The sequence below is a fragment of the Enterococcus sp. AAFC-DPL-6103 genome (assembly GCF_058216595.1).
Map to the genome: position 1 here is coordinate 866,979 of NZ_CM177102.1, position 15,522 is coordinate 882,500.

At 38.3% G+C, this 15,522-nt stretch carries 9 protein-coding genes, 1 tRNA gene and 2 rRNA genes (1 of these 12 cut by a window edge); 11 read left to right on the forward strand and 1 reads right to left on the reverse strand.

Annotated features, from left to right (window positions below; translation table 11 throughout):
* Nucleotides 1-7 precede the first annotated feature (7 nt).
* The 3 genes from dnaE to pyk all read left to right on the forward strand — a co-directional run bounded on the left by dnaE (nucleotide 8) and on the right by pyk (nucleotide 6,364).
* Nucleotides 8-3,322, forward strand: a complete 3,315-nt coding sequence (dnaE, locus tag AC4BC3_RS04285) for a DNA polymerase III subunit alpha (protein ID WP_490467069.1) — start codon at nucleotides 8-10, stop codon at nucleotides 3,320-3,322.
* A 166-nt stretch (nucleotides 3,323-3,488) separates the two neighbouring features.
* Nucleotides 3,489-4,451: a 6-phosphofructokinase gene (pfkA, locus tag AC4BC3_RS04290; protein ID WP_067484127.1), complete on the forward strand. Its 963-nt coding sequence runs from the start codon at nucleotides 3,489-3,491 to the stop codon at nucleotides 4,449-4,451.
* Between the two features lie 128 nt (nucleotides 4,452-4,579).
* Nucleotides 4,580-6,364 carry a pyruvate kinase gene (gene pyk / locus AC4BC3_RS04295; protein WP_206907856.1) on the forward strand — a complete coding sequence of 595 codons (1,785 nt, stop codon included), beginning with the start codon at nucleotides 4,580-4,582 and terminating at the stop codon, nucleotides 6,362-6,364.
* A 30-nt stretch (nucleotides 6,365-6,394) separates the two neighbouring features.
* On the opposite strand, the gene AC4BC3_RS04300 is transcribed toward pyk, so the two are convergent.
* On the reverse strand, nucleotides 6,395-7,300 hold the full coding sequence (locus AC4BC3_RS04300; protein ID WP_206907857.1) for a LysR substrate-binding domain-containing protein: 906 nt from the start codon (nucleotides 7,298-7,300) through the stop codon (nucleotides 6,395-6,397).
* A gap of 404 nt (nucleotides 7,301-7,704) precedes the next feature.
* Between AC4BC3_RS04300 and AC4BC3_RS04305 the strand changes: the two genes are divergently transcribed.
* The 8 genes from AC4BC3_RS04305 to AC4BC3_RS04340 all read left to right on the forward strand — a co-directional run.
* On the forward strand, nucleotides 7,705-8,265 hold the full coding sequence (locus AC4BC3_RS04305; protein ID WP_490467070.1) for a YceD family protein: 561 nt from the start codon (nucleotides 7,705-7,707) through the stop codon (nucleotides 8,263-8,265).
* Nucleotides 8,266-8,334: 69 nt separating this feature from the next.
* On the forward strand, nucleotides 8,335-8,514 hold the full coding sequence (gene rpmF / locus AC4BC3_RS04310) for a 50S ribosomal protein L32 (protein WP_067484136.1): 180 nt from the start codon (nucleotides 8,335-8,337) through the stop codon (nucleotides 8,512-8,514).
* A 168-nt stretch (nucleotides 8,515-8,682) separates the two neighbouring features.
* Nucleotides 8,683-10,104 carry an NADP-dependent phosphogluconate dehydrogenase gene (gene gnd, locus AC4BC3_RS04315; RefSeq protein ID WP_206907859.1) on the forward strand — a complete coding sequence of 474 codons (1,422 nt, stop codon included), beginning with the start codon at nucleotides 8,683-8,685 and terminating at the stop codon, nucleotides 10,102-10,104.
* A gap of 191 nt (nucleotides 10,105-10,295) precedes the next feature.
* Entirely contained in the window at nucleotides 10,296-10,982 is a 687-nt protein-coding gene (locus tag AC4BC3_RS04320; RefSeq protein WP_002290973.1) for a response regulator transcription factor, read from the forward strand.
* Complete coding sequence (locus AC4BC3_RS04325; RefSeq protein WP_206907860.1) at nucleotides 10,979-12,484, forward strand: ATP-binding protein; 1,506 nt, start codon at nucleotides 10,979-10,981, stop codon at nucleotides 12,482-12,484. Before AC4BC3_RS04320 ends, AC4BC3_RS04325 begins: the two co-directional genes overlap by 4 nt.
* A gap of 650 nt (nucleotides 12,485-13,134) precedes the next feature.
* A 16S ribosomal RNA gene (locus AC4BC3_RS04330) occupies nucleotides 13,135-14,694 on the forward strand.
* A gap of 86 nt (nucleotides 14,695-14,780) precedes the next feature.
* A tRNA-Ala gene (locus tag AC4BC3_RS04335) sits at nucleotides 14,781-14,853 on the forward strand.
* A gap of 173 nt (nucleotides 14,854-15,026) precedes the next feature.
* Nucleotides 15,027-15,522: ribosomal RNA gene (locus AC4BC3_RS04340) — 23S ribosomal RNA — on the forward strand (it continues 2,418 nt past the right edge of the window).
* The 16S and 23S rRNA genes sit together here with 1 tRNA gene alongside, the layout of an rRNA operon.

The following is a 15,522-nucleotide window of genomic DNA, read 5'->3' on the forward strand; positions in this document are numbered from 1 at the left end:
ATGCAAGATGTTTTTTCCACAACTGTATACGAGAACTTCGTATTCTTTATTACAAAGCACGATTCGCATCCAAGAATATGTCCGTGAGGCTAAAAAATTGGGTTACACTTATTTAGCTATCACGGATGAGGATGTTTTGTATGGTGCTGCAGAATTTTACCAAGAGTGTGTCAAAGAGGGCATCAAACCAATTATTGGCATACATCTTGAGTATACTTTTGAAGACAATGATTACGGACTGCTAGTTTATGCAAAAGATAAGATTGGGTACCAACAATTGATGAATGTATCGAGCAAAAAGATGATTGAAGGTACTATCGAACTGAACACGTGGACGAAAACAGATCATTTGATTTTAGTTGTTCCGGATAATCACTCTATTGCAAATGATTATGGTGAGGTAGAAACTTTTGCAAGTCATTGGCAAATGCTAAAAGAAAAAGTTCACTCACAAGATTTTTATGGAGGTGTGACTATCCAGACCCCTTCCTCTTCTGAAGAATGGTATGATTTTTTACTAACGGAAGAGGAACAACTATGTGCGTTGCATCCAATTGCAAGTTTGCATCAGGAAGATTTGTTTGCGTTGGAAACAATGAAGCATATTAAAGAAGGAACACAGATTTCACCTGAGGAATTAGTAGAAGTTAGTCAATTAGAAAATAAAAATTTTCTTGAATCAGAGAGTAAGAGAATTCAGCAATTTAATGAGAGACATATGCACAAAGTTCTTGAAACCACTCAAAAATTAGCTGAATCAATAAACTTTGAGTTTCAATTTCATCAAAAGCTATTACCACATTATCCAGTTCCAAATAATGAATCCGCAGCAGTTTACCTGAAACAATTATGTCAAAGCCAATTAGCCAAAAGGGTGAAAACTTTGACACCAAAATATCAAGAACGTTTAGACTATGAATTGTCGATTATTCATCAAATGGGATTCGATGATTACTTTTTAATTGTATGGGATGTGATGGCATTCGCTCACAAACAAAAAATCGTTACTGGTGCGGGGCGGGGGTCAGCAGCTGGTTCATTAGTTGCTTATGTTTTAGCAATCACAGATGTGGATCCTTTGAAATATCATTTACTTTTTGAACGTTTTTTAAATCCTGAACGTTATACAATGCCTGATATCGATTTGGATATTCCTGATAATAAACGTGAAGAAGTCTTGAACTATGTCCGCGAAAAATATGGACAATACCATATGGCACAAATTGCAACTTTTGGCACAATGGCTGCTAAAATGGTACTAAGAGATGTTGCCCGAGTGTTTGGTGTTTCACAAAGTGAGGCAAATCGGTGGTCGAAGGCGATTCCAAATCAGTTGAAAATCACTTTGTCGCAAGCCTACAAATCTTCAAATAAATTAGTTGAATTAGTACAAGCAAATAAAAAAAACCAACTGCTGTTTCAAACAGCAATGATTTTAGAAGGCTTACCACGCCATATATCGACACATGCTGCAGGAGTGGTATTGAGTGACCGAAATCTGTTGGAATTAGTTCCTTTACAGCAGGGATCAGACGAAGCATTTTTAACACAATACACCATGAATGCTGTAGAAGAAATCGGATTGTTGAAGATGGATTTCTTAGGATTACGAAATTTATCGATTATCGATTATGCGCTTAAATCAATCAAACGTGTAGAAAAAATCGATCTTCAACTTAAACAGATACCACTGAACGATGCAAAAACTTTCCATTTATTTCAAAAAGGTGAAACAACAGGCGTTTTCCAATTTGAATCCGCAGGAATTCGAAATGTTTTACGGCGATTAGAACCTGAAAATATCGAAGACATCGCTGCTGTAAATGCTTTGTATCGCCCCGGACCTATGCAAAATATTGATACATTTATTGCACGAAAAAAAGGTAAAGAACTTATCAAATATCCAGATGATACATTAAAACCAATTCTAGAAAATACTTATGGGGTCATTGTTTATCAGGAACAAATTATGCAAATTGCTTCAACAATGGCTGGTTTTTCTTTAGGTCAAGCAGATATTTTGCGTCGTGCGATTAGTAAGAAAAAAAAGGAAGTTATTGATAGAGAAAGAGAACATTTTGTAGCTGGTTCACTGACGCAGGGCTACTCCAAAGAAAAGGCGATTGAAGTTTATGATTATATTGAACGTTTTGCTAATTATGGATTTAATCGGTCGCATGCATTTGCGTATTCATTTGTTGGATTCCAAATGGCTTATCTTAAAGCACATTATCCAGGAGCGTTCTTTACTAGCTTGATGAATGCTGTTCGGCACAATACTGCTAAGTTAAAAGAATACCTTGCTGAGGCGAGAAAGAACAAGCTGACATTAAGTCCGCCTTCTATCAATCAAAGTGCTTATGGGTTTGAATTAGTTGATTCACAAATGATTCGTTTTGGATTGACAGCAATCAAAGGAGTTCGACGAGACTTTGTAGAAGAGATTATTAATGAAAGAAAGGCAAATGGCTCGTTCACATCTGTTGATGAATTTTTGATTCGTATAGATAAGCGTTGGCTTAAAGAAGAGATCCTAAAACCTTTAGTTGCGGTCGGCGCATTTGATGAGCTAGAAAAAAATCGAAAGCAGCTCATGATTGACTTAGAGGGAAAAATTCAAAATGTTCAGTATAGTAGTGGGAGTTTGGATCTTATGGAAATCATGGCGTTGAAAGAAGAAAAAGTTGCAGATTATTCGTTAGATGAACGTTTAGCCCTTGAAGAAGAATATCTAGGTGTTTACTTATCTGGGCACCCCACGGAAGGCTATGAGCGACTACGTTTAGCTAAACGGGTTCAATTGATTACCGAAATCGTGCCTCAGCAGACGGTCAGTTTGTTGTTGTACATCAAAAGTATTCGTGAAATTCGGACAAAAAAAGGTGAACGAATGGCTTTTGTGGAAGGGACAGATAGCTCAGGCGAAGTAACAGTCACCGTTTTTCCCAAGTTGTATCGTCAATTCAGAAATCTTTTTGAAATGAATCGAGTATTATTTGTACAAGGTCGTAGTGAAATAAGCCATTATAACCAAGAATTACAATTGCTCGGTGAAACATTTGCAGATGCCAAAGAATTTGAAAAACAGTTTCCAGATCAAACTTGTTATTTAAGAATTACGGAAGAACAAGAAGACCATGAAACAATGCGTCAATTGAAAACAATTTTTCAGAAACATCCTGGGTACATTCCAGTTGTTTTATACTATGAAAAAAATCATCGGAAAATTGTGTTATCAGAGGAAAATTGGGTAGATGGGAGTGATAGTCTAAAAGGGCAGCTTTCTTATTTACTTCAGGAGGAAAATGTTGTTTTCAAATAAGTTACGGTAAAAAATACTACGTGCTTTCATTTTTTTTCATTTTTTTAGCTATTAACCAAGACAAGTTAGAAAAATAATGTTAGAATGTTAGACGTGGTTATTGCAAACAAACGGTTATAGCCTAAGTCTTCTTAGGATAAAGTATTTTAATGAGGTGAATGTTTATATGAAACGCATCGGAATTTTGACCAGTGGCGGAGACGCACCTGGAATGAACGCAGCGATTCGCGCAGTTGTTCGTAAAGGAATCTATGAAGGTCTAGAAGTTTATGGAATCAACTACGGATTTGCCGGATTAGTTGCCGGAGATATTCGTCGTCTTGACGTTGCTGATGTTGGTGATAAAATCCAACGCGGTGGTACTTTCTTGTACTCTGCTCGTTACCCAGAATTTGCTACAGAAGAAGGGCAATTAAAGGGTATTGAACAATTGAAAAAATTCGGTATTGAAGGATTAGTAGTTATCGGTGGCGATGGCTCTTATCACGGAGCGATGGCTTTAACTAAACGTGGTTTCCCAGCAGTGGGAATTCCTGGAACAATTGATAATGATATTCCTGGTACAGACTTCACAATCGGTTTTGATACAGCAATCAATACAGTGCTTGAATCAATTGACCGCATTCGTGACACAGCTACATCACACGTTCGTACATTCGTTATCGAAGTGATGGGACGTAACGCTGGCGATATCGCTCTATGGTCAGGTGTTGCAGGTGGTGCTGACGAAATCATCATTCCAGAACATGACTTTGACATGGCTGCTGTTGCTAAAAAAATCCAAGAAGGCCGCGATCGTGGTAAAAAACATTGCTTGATCATCTTGGCTGAAGGTGTAATGGGCGGAAATGAATTTGCTGAAAAACTTTCAGAATTCGGTGACTACCATACACGCGTATCTATCTTAGGACACGTTGTTCGTGGGGGCGCACCAAGCGCACGTGACCGTGTGTTAGCAAGTAAATTTGGCGCTTATGCTGTTGAATTATTACAACAAGGTAAAGGCGGACTATGTGTTGGTATCCACGACAATGAAATCGTTGCTTCTGACATCATTGATACTTTGGAAAACAACAAACATAAACCAGACTTATCATTATACGAATTAAATAATACTCTTTCATTCTAAAGTGATTTGAGCAAAAGAAGGAATGAGTAGAGCAAACTTTGTTTGACTCAACTAAATTATCTATAATTAGTAGCTATTTAAGCTGTAAAGCTTTAAATAAACAAAATTGAATGGGAGCGTTTTGTAAAATGAAAAAAACCAAAATCGTTAGTACATTAGGACCAGCAAGTAACTCAGTAGAAACTATTTCTAAACTGATCGAATCTGGAGCAAATGTCTTCCGTTTTAACTTCTCACATGGAGATCATGAAGAACAATTATCACGTATGGTAATGGTTCGTGAAGCTGTTAAACAAACAGGTAAAGATGTAGGTATCCTTTTAGATACTAAAGGTGCAGAAATCCGTACAACTGTTCAAGGAACAACAGAAGCTGATTTTGGCCGTGCTGGCTATATCAAATTTGAAGTTGGAGATCAAACTCGTATCTCAATGGATCCTGAACATGTTGGTTCAAAAGAAAAAATCGCTGTAACTTATCCAGGTTTATTCGATGACGTTCACGTTGGTGGACACATCTTATTCGATGATGGTCTTATTGACATGGAAATCGTTGAAAAAGACGAAGCAAACCGCGAATTAGTTGTAGTAGTGAAAAATGCAGGTATGCTAGGATCACGTAAAGGGGTTAATGCACCAGGCGTATCAATCAGCTTACCAGGTATTACAGAAAAAGATGCTGACGATATTCGTTTCGGTTTAGATAACGACATCGACTTTATCGCTGCAAGTTTTGTACGTAAAGCACAAGACGTTTTAGACATTCGTGAAATTTTAGAAGAAAAAAATATGACACACGTTCAAATTTTCCCTAAAATTGAATCTGAAGAAGGTATCGACAACATCGACGAAATCATCAAAGTTTCTGATGGTGTTATGATTGCTCGTGGTGATATGGGTGTTGAAATCCCAGCTGAATTAGTACCAATGGTTCAAAAACGTATCATTAAAAAATGTAACGCTGCTGGTATCCCAGTTATTACAGCTACACAAATGTTAGAATCAATGCAAGAAAACCCACGTCCAACACGTGCCGAAGCATCTGACGTTGCCAACGCTGTATTTGATGGTACAGACGCAACAATGTTATCAGGTGAATCTGCAAATGGTGACTACCCAGTAGAAGCTGTTGCAACAATGGCTCGTATTGACCAAGAAGCTGAAAAAGCTTTAGCTGAATTAGGTACATTCCAAATCAATCAATTTGACAAAACTGATGTTACTGAAACAATCGGTTTGTCAGTAGCTCGTGCTGCTAAAAACTTAGGTGTTAAAACAATCGTTGCTGCAACTGAGTCTGGTTACACAGCTAAAATGATTTCTAAATACCGTCCAGATGCTGACATCTTGGCAGTTACATTTGACGAACGCACAAAACGTGGTTTGATGTTAAACTGGGGCGTATACCCAACAGTTACTGAAAAACCAACAACTACTGATGAAATGTTTGAATTAGCTGCTAAAAAAGCAGTTGAATTAGGCTTTGCTTCAGAAGGCGATTTAATCTTGATCACTGCTGGTGTACCAGTTGGTGAACGTGGAACAACTAACGTAATGAAAATTCAAATGATTGGTTCTAAATTATTAGAAGCTCAAGGCGTTGGTCAAAAATCTGTTGTTGCAAACGCAGTAGTTGCTTCATCTGCTGAAGAAGCAATTAAAAAAGCAAAAGACGGCATGGTATTAGTGGTTCCAACAACTGATAAAGAATACATGCCTGCTATTGAAAAAGCAGCAGCAGTCGTAGTTGAAGAAGGCGGCTTAACTTCACACGCAGCAGTTGTAGGTATCGCTCAAGATATTCCTGTAATTGTTGGTGCAAAAGATGCAACTTCAACAATCGTTGATGGTGAATTGATTACTGTTGATTCACGTCGTGGTATTGTATACCGTGGCGAAACAACAGCTATCTAATTTACTAGATAGTATAAAAAAAACAGCTCCTTAATCTGAGGGGCTGTTTTTTTGTGTCTGAATGAATTCATTGATGACACGGACAACTTGTTGCTGTAAATCTGTTGGCAATTGTTGTGTGCGTGTGACAAGTGAAATCAAAAAGCGTGGTTGTACAGTATCGGTTAGTGGAAGCGCAATTAACTGGTCTTCTTGATGGATCGCAATCTCTGTTAAAAATCCTATCCCAACTTGTTCCCGAATCATACTTTTTAGAATGGATAAATCATTACTTTGGTAAACGATCTTTGGCTCGATATGTGTTTGCTTTGCTAGTTTTGAGAAAGCAGTTGGATGGACGTAATGCTCGTTTAATAAAACAAATTCTTCGTTAATCAATTCTTTGAATGAAACAGCTTGCTTTTGGGCAAGAGGATGTTCAGGTGAGACGACAATCATAAATCGCTTGTCTAAGAGCAATTGCGTTTCTAACGACTGATCAACAATTGGCTGAGTTGAACCGAGTAAAGCCAAATCAATTTGTCCTTGATGAATCATTCCATATAAGTCGCGAGAACCACCATCAATGATTTCCAATTGACTCATCAATTTTTGTCGAATAAAGTAGCCGGATAATTTTGGAAAATATTCATTTCCAATAATCGGCGGCATGCCAAGACGAATTTTTTTTGTTTGTAGTTGTTGGATCTCTGCTTTTGCACGAGTAATTTCTTGAAGGATAGACTGTGCATGGATAAATAGTTGGTAGCCAGCAGGCGTGATCAATAATTCATTGTGCGAACGATCTCGGACGATGAGAACGGCATTCAACTCTTTCTCTAATCGTTGGACAGCGTAAGTAATTGTAGGTTGGCTAACATGAAATAGATTCGCAACTTTTGTAAAATTTTTTAATTTGATTAACTGGACATAATATTCAATGTCTCGTGTGTTCATATGTTAGCTCCTCTCATTATCCATATAAATAATATTTATTGTAATAGATTCATTTCTTGATAGCAACTGAAAACTCTATGAAGTGATTCGAATAATTAAAAAGAAAAGATTAAGCAGATACACTTGGAAATTTTACGAAATCAATAAACGATTACTTGTTATTTCGATTGAATAGAAATAAAACTCAAATTTTTTTTCGGAAAAGAATTCAATGACATGAAAGACGTCTCAATAGAACTTTGGCAAAAAAGAAAACGAAAATTTTGTCACTAAAGTAAAAACAGAAAACTGATTTTGTATTTAATGTACTGTTTTTTTATGAAGTGTAAGGTGTCAAGAAAATTTCATTGACAAGGACGTTTTTGCCCTGTATAATTGCTTTTGTTGCTTAGGAGTGATGAAAAATGAAATGGTCTTTACTAGAATTACGAAAATATCAAGAGACACCATTAGTATTTCATGAAACACTTGATTTAAAATCAAGTTTGATGAAACGTGATAACTTAATACTCGATGTTGCACCAGTGGCTGTTGAAGGATTTATTTCCGTTGATAAAAAAGGCTATATCGTTCATTACACTGTGCAAACGACTCTGACTGTTCCATCAACACGTTCATTAGAACCTGTTGAGCTAGTAATGGATTTTCCAGTTGATGAATTATTCATGACAGTAGAACAGTACCAAAGTCGAGACGAACAATTATCGGCTGATGATATTTTGTTGATTGAAGGCACACAGCTTGATTTGACAGAGTCAATCGAAGATAATATTTTATTGGCGATTCCAATGCGTGTGCTTACTGAAGCAGAGGAAATAGATGAAACCAATCTGCCTAAAGGTATGGATTGGGAAGTTATTTCTGAAGCAGAACATGAGCGCAGAAAAATGGAAGAAGCTGAGACAAAAGTAGATCCTCGTCTTGCAAAACTATCGGAATTTTTTGATGATGAATCAAAGGAATAAAGATAATAAGTAAGATTGGAATATATTGCATCTAATTTGATGCAAGACTTTACAAGGAGGTGTAGCAAAATGGCAGTACCAGCTAGAAGAACATCAAAAGCTAAAAAAGCAAAACGTCGTACACACTACAAATTGACAATCAAAGGGTTAAACGAATGTCCTAACTGTGGTGAAATGAAAAAAAGCCATCACGTATGTACAAATTGTGGTTACTATGATGGTAAGGACGTAATGTCTAAAGAAGCTTAATACATTTTAATTAGAAAATGTAAAACCTCAAGGCTAACCATGGAGCCTTGGGGTTTATTTTTTTCTCGAAAAACGCCAAAATATTTTGCACATTGGTTTGCATTGCACCGATGATAGGCTATAATGAGAGAGATTAGGGGAGTAACCCCAAATGTAGGAGGAGTTCATATGACGAAACAACAAATCGGCGTTGTCGGTATGGCCGTTATGGGCAAAAACTTAGCCTTGAATATTGAAAGCCGCGGTTATTCAGTCGCATTATTTAACCGCACTGGTTCAAAAACGACAGAAGTAGTAGAAGAACATCCAGATAAAAACTTTAAAGCAACTTATACAATGGAAGACTTTGTTGCTTCAATTGAAAAACCACGTCGTATTCTTTTGATGGTTAAAGCAGGACCAGCTACGGATGCGACGATTCAAGAATTATTACCTCATTTAGATAAAGGTGATATTTTGATTGATGGCGGAAATACATTCTTCAAAGATACGATCCGTCGTAACGAAGAATTAGCAAATTCTGGAATCAACTTTATTGGTACTGGTGTTTCTGGTGGAGAAGAAGGCGCACTTAAAGGTCCTTCTATCATGCCTGGTGGTCAAAAAGAAGCCTACGAACTAGTGGCACCAATTTTAGAACAAATTTCTGCTAAAGCAGAAGATGGCGAACCATGTGTCACTTACATTGGACCAAATGGTGCAGGACATTATGTAAAAATGGTTCACAATGGAATTGAGTACGGAGACATGCAATTGATTGCTGAGTCTTATGATTTAATGAAGAACATTCTTGGACTGTCAGTTGAGGAAATGGCTGAAATCTTCAAGGAATGGAATCAAGGTGAACTTGATAGCTACTTAATCGAGATCACTGCTGACATTTTAACTCGTAAAGATGATGAAGGTACAGGCAAACCGATTGTTGATGTTATCCTTGATGCTGCTGGTAATAAGGGAACCGGTAAATGGACAAGCCAAAGTGCTTTAGATTTAGGCGTGCCACTTCCATTGATCACAGAATCTGTCTTTGCTCGTTATATCTCTGCTTATAAAGAGGAACGTGTCCAAGCAAGTAAAATTTTGTCAAATCCAAATAATTTTGAATATACTGGCGACAAAAAAGAATTAGTTGAGAAAATTCGTGAAGCATTGTACTTTAGCAAAATCATGAGTTATGCTCAAGGCTTTGCTCAATTACGAGTGGCTTCAAAAGAGTATGATTGGGACTTGCCATTTGGCGAAATTGCTAAAATCTGGCGTGCAGGATGTATTATCCGTGCTCGTTTCTTACAAAAAATTACAGATGCGTATGATAAAGACCCAGATATCGAAAACTTATTGTTAGATGATTATTTTGTTGAAATCACGAAGAAATATCAACAAGCTGTGAGAGATGTAGTTGCTTTAGCTGTTCAAGCTGGTGTACCAGTGCCAACATTCTCTTCAGCAATCTCTTACTTTGATTCCTATAGAGCAGAGCGCTTGCCAGCTAATATTATTCAAGCACAACGTGATTATTTTGGTGCACACACGTATGAACGTGTGGATAAAGAAGGAATCTTCCACTACTCTTGGTATCATGAAGAGTAAGTAGTTCTTGACTTTGCAAAACTGAAAAATTAGCGAAATCATGATAGAGCTGAAGTCATTTGTTACGAATAGACTTCGGCTCTTTTTAAAATTGTTTATTCATGATAGAATGACTATAGATTTTTAAGTAGAATATCGGTATAATGATAGAGTTTGTAGAAATCGCGTAGAGGGAAAGGATAAAATAATAGATGAGTAATATTCTAATCATTGAAGATGAAAAGAACTTAGCTCGCTTTGTCGAGTTGGAATTAAAGCATGAAGGGTATAATGCTGAAGTTCATTACAATGGTCGTACTGGATTAGACGCCGCTTTAAATAATGAATGGGATGCCATTTTACTAGATTTGATGTTACCTGAATTAAATGGATTAGAAGTTTGTCGACGTGTCCGTCAAGTGAAGAATACACCAATCATCATGATGACTGCTAGAGATTCTGTGATTGATCGTGTGTCAGGTTTAGACCATGGAGCAGATGACTATATTGTTAAGCCATTTGCAATCGAAGAATTATTAGCCCGCTTGCGAGCTTTGTTACGTCGAATCGATATCGAAGGTGATAAAAACGTAGCAAAACAAACAACAATTACTTATCGTGACCTAACGATTGAAAAAGAAAATCGTGTGGTACGTCGTGGAAATGAAGTAATTGAATTAACCAAACGTGAATATGAGTTATTATTGACTTTGATGGAAAACGTCAATGTTGTATTAGCTCGCGATGTTCTATTAAACAAAGTTTGGGGTTATGAAACAGAAGTCGAAACAAATGTTGTCGATGTATATATTCGTTACTTGCGTAATAAGATTGATGTTCCTGGGGAGGAAAGTTACATCCAAACTGTCCGTGGAACAGGTTATGTGATGCGCTCGTGATCAAACCGAAAAAATCGGAAAAAAGAGAACTGAAAGGCCCTTCCTTGACCATCAAGTGGGCTTTTGCAAGTTCTTTCTTTATATTTGTTGTTTTTACTATTTTTGCAGTTATTACTTACAAATCTTCAATTAATCTAATTGTTGCTAAAGAACGAAACAATGTGGAACGAACGATTTCGCAAGTGGCTTCCCGTTTAGCTAATTCAGATGAAGAGCTGACTTTAGTCAATACGTACCGAAATTTAACGAATACAACTACTAATGATAGTAACATTGATGATCAAACGACGAATATCGAAGGGAACTTGATGAAAATTGATTCCTTCATTGCTGAACTTGGTCAGTCATCATTAGATTTATTCGTCTATGATTTAGAAGAAAAGTTGATATTTAAGACACAACAGCATAGTCAAGCGTTGTTGCAAACAACCAGAAAAGTTCCGACAATTGTGACAATTGATGGTAGAACAGGATTTTTGTCAATCCAGCCAATCTATTCTAAAGGGACTCGAGAAAAAATTGGGTATGCACAAACTTTCTATGAATTGTCCTCTTTTTATGATATACGGAATAAATTATTGCTGACACTGATTATTTTAGAAGTCGTTTCGTTGATTCTAAGTAGTATCTTAGGTTTTTTCCTATCTTCTTATTTCCTGAAACCGTTAAAAGTTCTGCGAGATACGATGGATACTATCCGAAAGGACCCTCAGTCGAATATCCATATGCCTGAAATTGATACAAATGACGAGTTGGCAGATTTAGCTGAAATCTTTAATGAGATGCTTGATCGAATGCGTCTATATATGGAACAACAAGAACAATTTGTTCAAGATGTGTCTCATGAATTACGAACACCTGTTGCAATCATTGAAGGGCATTTGAGTTTGCTAAATCGTTGGGGAAAAGATGATCCTGAAATCTTAGAAGAGTCTCTTAGCGCAAGTATGCAAGAAATTAGCCGTATGAAGAGCCTTGTTCAAGAAATGTTGGATCTTTCTAGAGCGGAGCAAGTTGATATTCATTATGGTAACGAAACTACAAAAGGAAAAGAAGTTACCTATCAAGTCTATAATAATTTTAAGATTCTATATCCAGATTATGTAATCACTTTGGATGATGATTTATCTAAGGAAGTGATTTTACAAATCTATCGTAATCATTTTGAACAATTGATCATTATCATTCTTGATAATGCAGTCAAATACTCTACGACTAGAAAAGAAGTACATATTTCTATTTCTTCTACGTTAAGTGAATTTGAGATTGCGATTCAAGACTTTGGTGAGGGAATCCCACAAGAAGATTTGAAGAAAATATTCAATCGGTTTTATCGAGTTGATAAAGCTAGAGCACGTACAAAAGGTGGAAATGGGCTTGGATTATCTATAGCTAAACAATTAGTCGAAAGCTATAGGGGGAGAATTATTGCTGAGAGCGTTGTTGGGCAAGGGACGATTTTTCGGATATTCATTCCAATAGTAAAATCTGAAGACAAGTAAAACAATTTCGTTTTACTTGTCTTTTCCGTTTTTATAGAAAAGGGCTGCAAGGTAAAAGAAACGCAAGTATTTGATGGACGAACTATAAGCGCTAATCTGTAAAGCTTAGCAAGAAAATAGCAGAAAAAATAGAACAAAGAAGAAACTTTTTTTTTGAATATTCGTTTTTAAAAATATTATTCAAAAAAGTAATTATTTCTGTTGCAATTTAAGAAATAGATTGCTATATTATTATTTGTTCTCAAATAATTCTTTACTTACTAACAACACTAATTTCTTTAAAAAAGAGTGTTGACGAATAAAGAATGACATGTTAGAATAACAAAGTCGCTTGAGAAAAAAGCTTCAAAAAGTTTGATATCTCAATAAAAAAGTTATTGACAAATAACGAATGAGATGTTAAACTTATCAAGTCGTTAAATAAACGGCTTGAAATTAAAAAACAAAAAGTGTTGACAACTTCTAAAGAATCTGTTAAGATATAAAAGTTGTTAAAACAAATTGATTAGACCTTTGAAAACTGAACAAAGTAAGACAAACCAAATGTGTAGGGCGTCTTGATTCAATTCAAGACAATAAACATTTTTAAACAGCAAGCAATATGCTAGCAAACAAATTGAGCTTAACAATCGAAAGATTGTTCTAACTTTTATTATGAGAGTTTGATCCTGGCTCAGGACGAACGCTGGCGGCGTGCCTAATACATGCAAGTCGTACGCTTTTTCTTTCACCGGAGCTTGCTCCACCGAAAGAAAAGGAGTGGCGAACGGGTGAGTAACACGTGGGTAACCTGCCCATCAGAAGGGGATAACACTTGGAAACAGGTGCTAATACCGTATAACAATCGAAACCGCATGGTTTTGATTTGAAAGGCGCTTTCGGGTGTCGCTGATGGATGGACCCGCGGTGCATTAGCTAGTTGGTGAGGTAACGGCTCACCAAGGCCACGATGCATAGCCGACCTGAGAGGGTGATCGGCCACATTGGGACTGAGACACGGCCCAAACTCCTACGGGAGGCAGCAGTAGGGAATCTTCGGCAATGGACGAAAGTCTGACCGAGCAACGCCGCGTGAGTGAAGAAGGTTTTCGGATCGTAAAACTCTGTTGTTAGAGAAGAACAAGGATGAGAGTAACTGTTCATCCCTTGACGGTATCTAACCAGAAAGCCACGGCTAACTACGTGCCAGCAGCCGCGGTAATACGTAGGTGGCAAGCGTTGTCCGGATTTATTGGGCGTAAAGCGAGCGCAGGCGGTTTCTTAAGTCTGATGTGAAAGCCCCCGGCTCAACCGGGGAGGGTCATTGGAAACTGGGAGACTTGAGTGCAGAAGAGGAGAGTGGAATTCCATGTGTAGCGGTGAAATGCGTAGATATATGGAGGAACACCAGTGGCGAAGGCGACTCTCTGGTCTGTAACTGACGCTGAGGCTCGAAAGCGTGGGGAGCAAACAGGATTAGATACCCTGGTAGTCCACGCCGTAAACGATGAGTGCTAAGTGTTGGAGGGTTTCCGCCCTTCAGTGCTGCAGCTAACGCATTAAGCACTCCGCCTGGGGAGTACGACCGCAAGGTTGAAACTCAAAGGAATTGACGGGGGCCCGCACAAGCGGTGGAGCATGTGGTTTAATTCGAAGCAACGCGAAGAACCTTACCAGGTCTTGACATCCTTTGACCACTCTAGAGATAGAGCTTCCCCTTCGGGGGCAAAGTGACAGGTGGTGCATGGTTGTCGTCAGCTCGTGTCGTGAGATGTTGGGTTAAGTCCCGCAACGAGCGCAACCCTTATTGTTAGTTGCCATCATTAAGTTGGGCACTCTAGCAAGACTGCCGGTGACAAACCGGAGGAAGGTGGGGATGACGTCAAATCATCATGCCCCTTATGACCTGGGCTACACACGTGCTACAATGGGAAGTACAACGAGTCGCGAAGTCGCGAGGCTAAGCTAATCTCTTAAAGCTTCTCTCAGTTCGGATTGTAGGCTGCAACTCGCCTACATGAAGCCGGAATCGCTAGTAATCGCGGATCAGCACGCCGCGGTGAATACGTTCCCGGGCCTTGTACACACCGCCCGTCACACCACGAAAGTTTGTAACACCCGAAGTCGGTGAGGTAACCTTTTGGAGCCAGCCGCCTAAGGTGGGATAGATGATTGGGGTGAAGTCGTAACAAGGTAGCCGTATCGGAAGGTGCGGCTGGATCACCTCCTTTCTAAGGAATATTACGGAGACTACACAGGTTTGTCATTATTACTTTGTTCAGTTTTGAGAGGTTTACTCTTATTATTTTTAATACTTGGGGCCTTAGCTCAGCTGGGAGAGCGCCTGCTTTGCACGCAGGAGGTCAGCGGTTCGATCCCGCTAGGCTCCATTAACAACATTAGTTGTTAATTTTGTTCATTGAAAACTGGATATTTGAAGTAAGATCAAAACAAACCGAGAACACCGCGTTGAATGAGTTTTTTAATAAGTTCAATTGCTTATTTTTCTTGACACGTTTCTATCGCTAGAAATGAAGTCAAAACCCAACCGTAAGGTTGATAAGGTTAAGTGAATAAGGGCGCACGGTGGATGCCTTGGCACTAGGAGCCGATGAAGGACGGGACTAACACCGATATGCTTTGGGGAGCTGTACGTAAGCTATGATCCAGAGATTTCCGAATGGGGGAACCCAGCATCTTTTATAGGATGTTACAAATATGTGAATACATAGCATATTTGAGGTAGACGCAGAGAACTGAAACATCTAAGTACCTGCAGGAAGAGAAAGAAAATTCGATTCCCTGAGTAGCGGCGAGCGAAACGGGAAAAGCCCAAACCAACAAGCTTGCTTGTTGGGGTTGTAGGACTCCGATATGGTAGTTTTTTCAGATAATCGAATGACTTGGAAAAGTCAGTCAAAGAGGGTAAAAACCCCGTAGATGAAATTTGGAAAGCACCTAGGAGGATCCTGAGTACGGCGGAACACGAGGAATTCCGTCGGAATCCGGGAGGACCATCTCCCAAGGCTAAATACTCCCTAGTGACCGATAGTGAACCA

Excerpts from the sequence above, each read along its gene's own strand:
- gnd (WP_206907859.1), top strand. The coding sequence starts at position 8,683 with ATGACGAAACAACAAATCGGCGTTGTCGGTATGGCCGTTATGGGCAAA.
- pyk (WP_206907856.1), top strand. The coding sequence starts at position 4,580 with ATGAAAAAAACCAAAATCGTTAGTACATTAGGACCAGCAAGTAACTCA.
- AC4BC3_RS04305 (WP_490467070.1), top strand. The coding sequence starts at position 7,705 with ATGAAATGGTCTTTACTAGAATTACGAAAATATCAAGAGACACCATTA.
- dnaE (WP_490467069.1), top strand. The coding sequence starts at position 8 with ATGTTTTTTCCACAACTGTATACGAGAACTTCGTATTCTTTATTACAA.
- pfkA (WP_067484127.1), top strand. The coding sequence starts at position 3,489 with ATGAAACGCATCGGAATTTTGACCAGTGGCGGAGACGCACCTGGAATG.
- AC4BC3_RS04320 (WP_002290973.1), top strand. The coding sequence starts at position 10,296 with ATGAGTAATATTCTAATCATTGAAGATGAAAAGAACTTAGCTCGCTTT.
- rpmF (WP_067484136.1), top strand. The coding sequence starts at position 8,335 with ATGGCAGTACCAGCTAGAAGAACATCAAAAGCTAAAAAAGCAAAACGT.
- AC4BC3_RS04300 (WP_206907857.1), bottom strand. The coding sequence starts at position 7,300 with ATGAACACACGAGACATTGAATATTATGTCCAGTTAATCAAATTAAAA.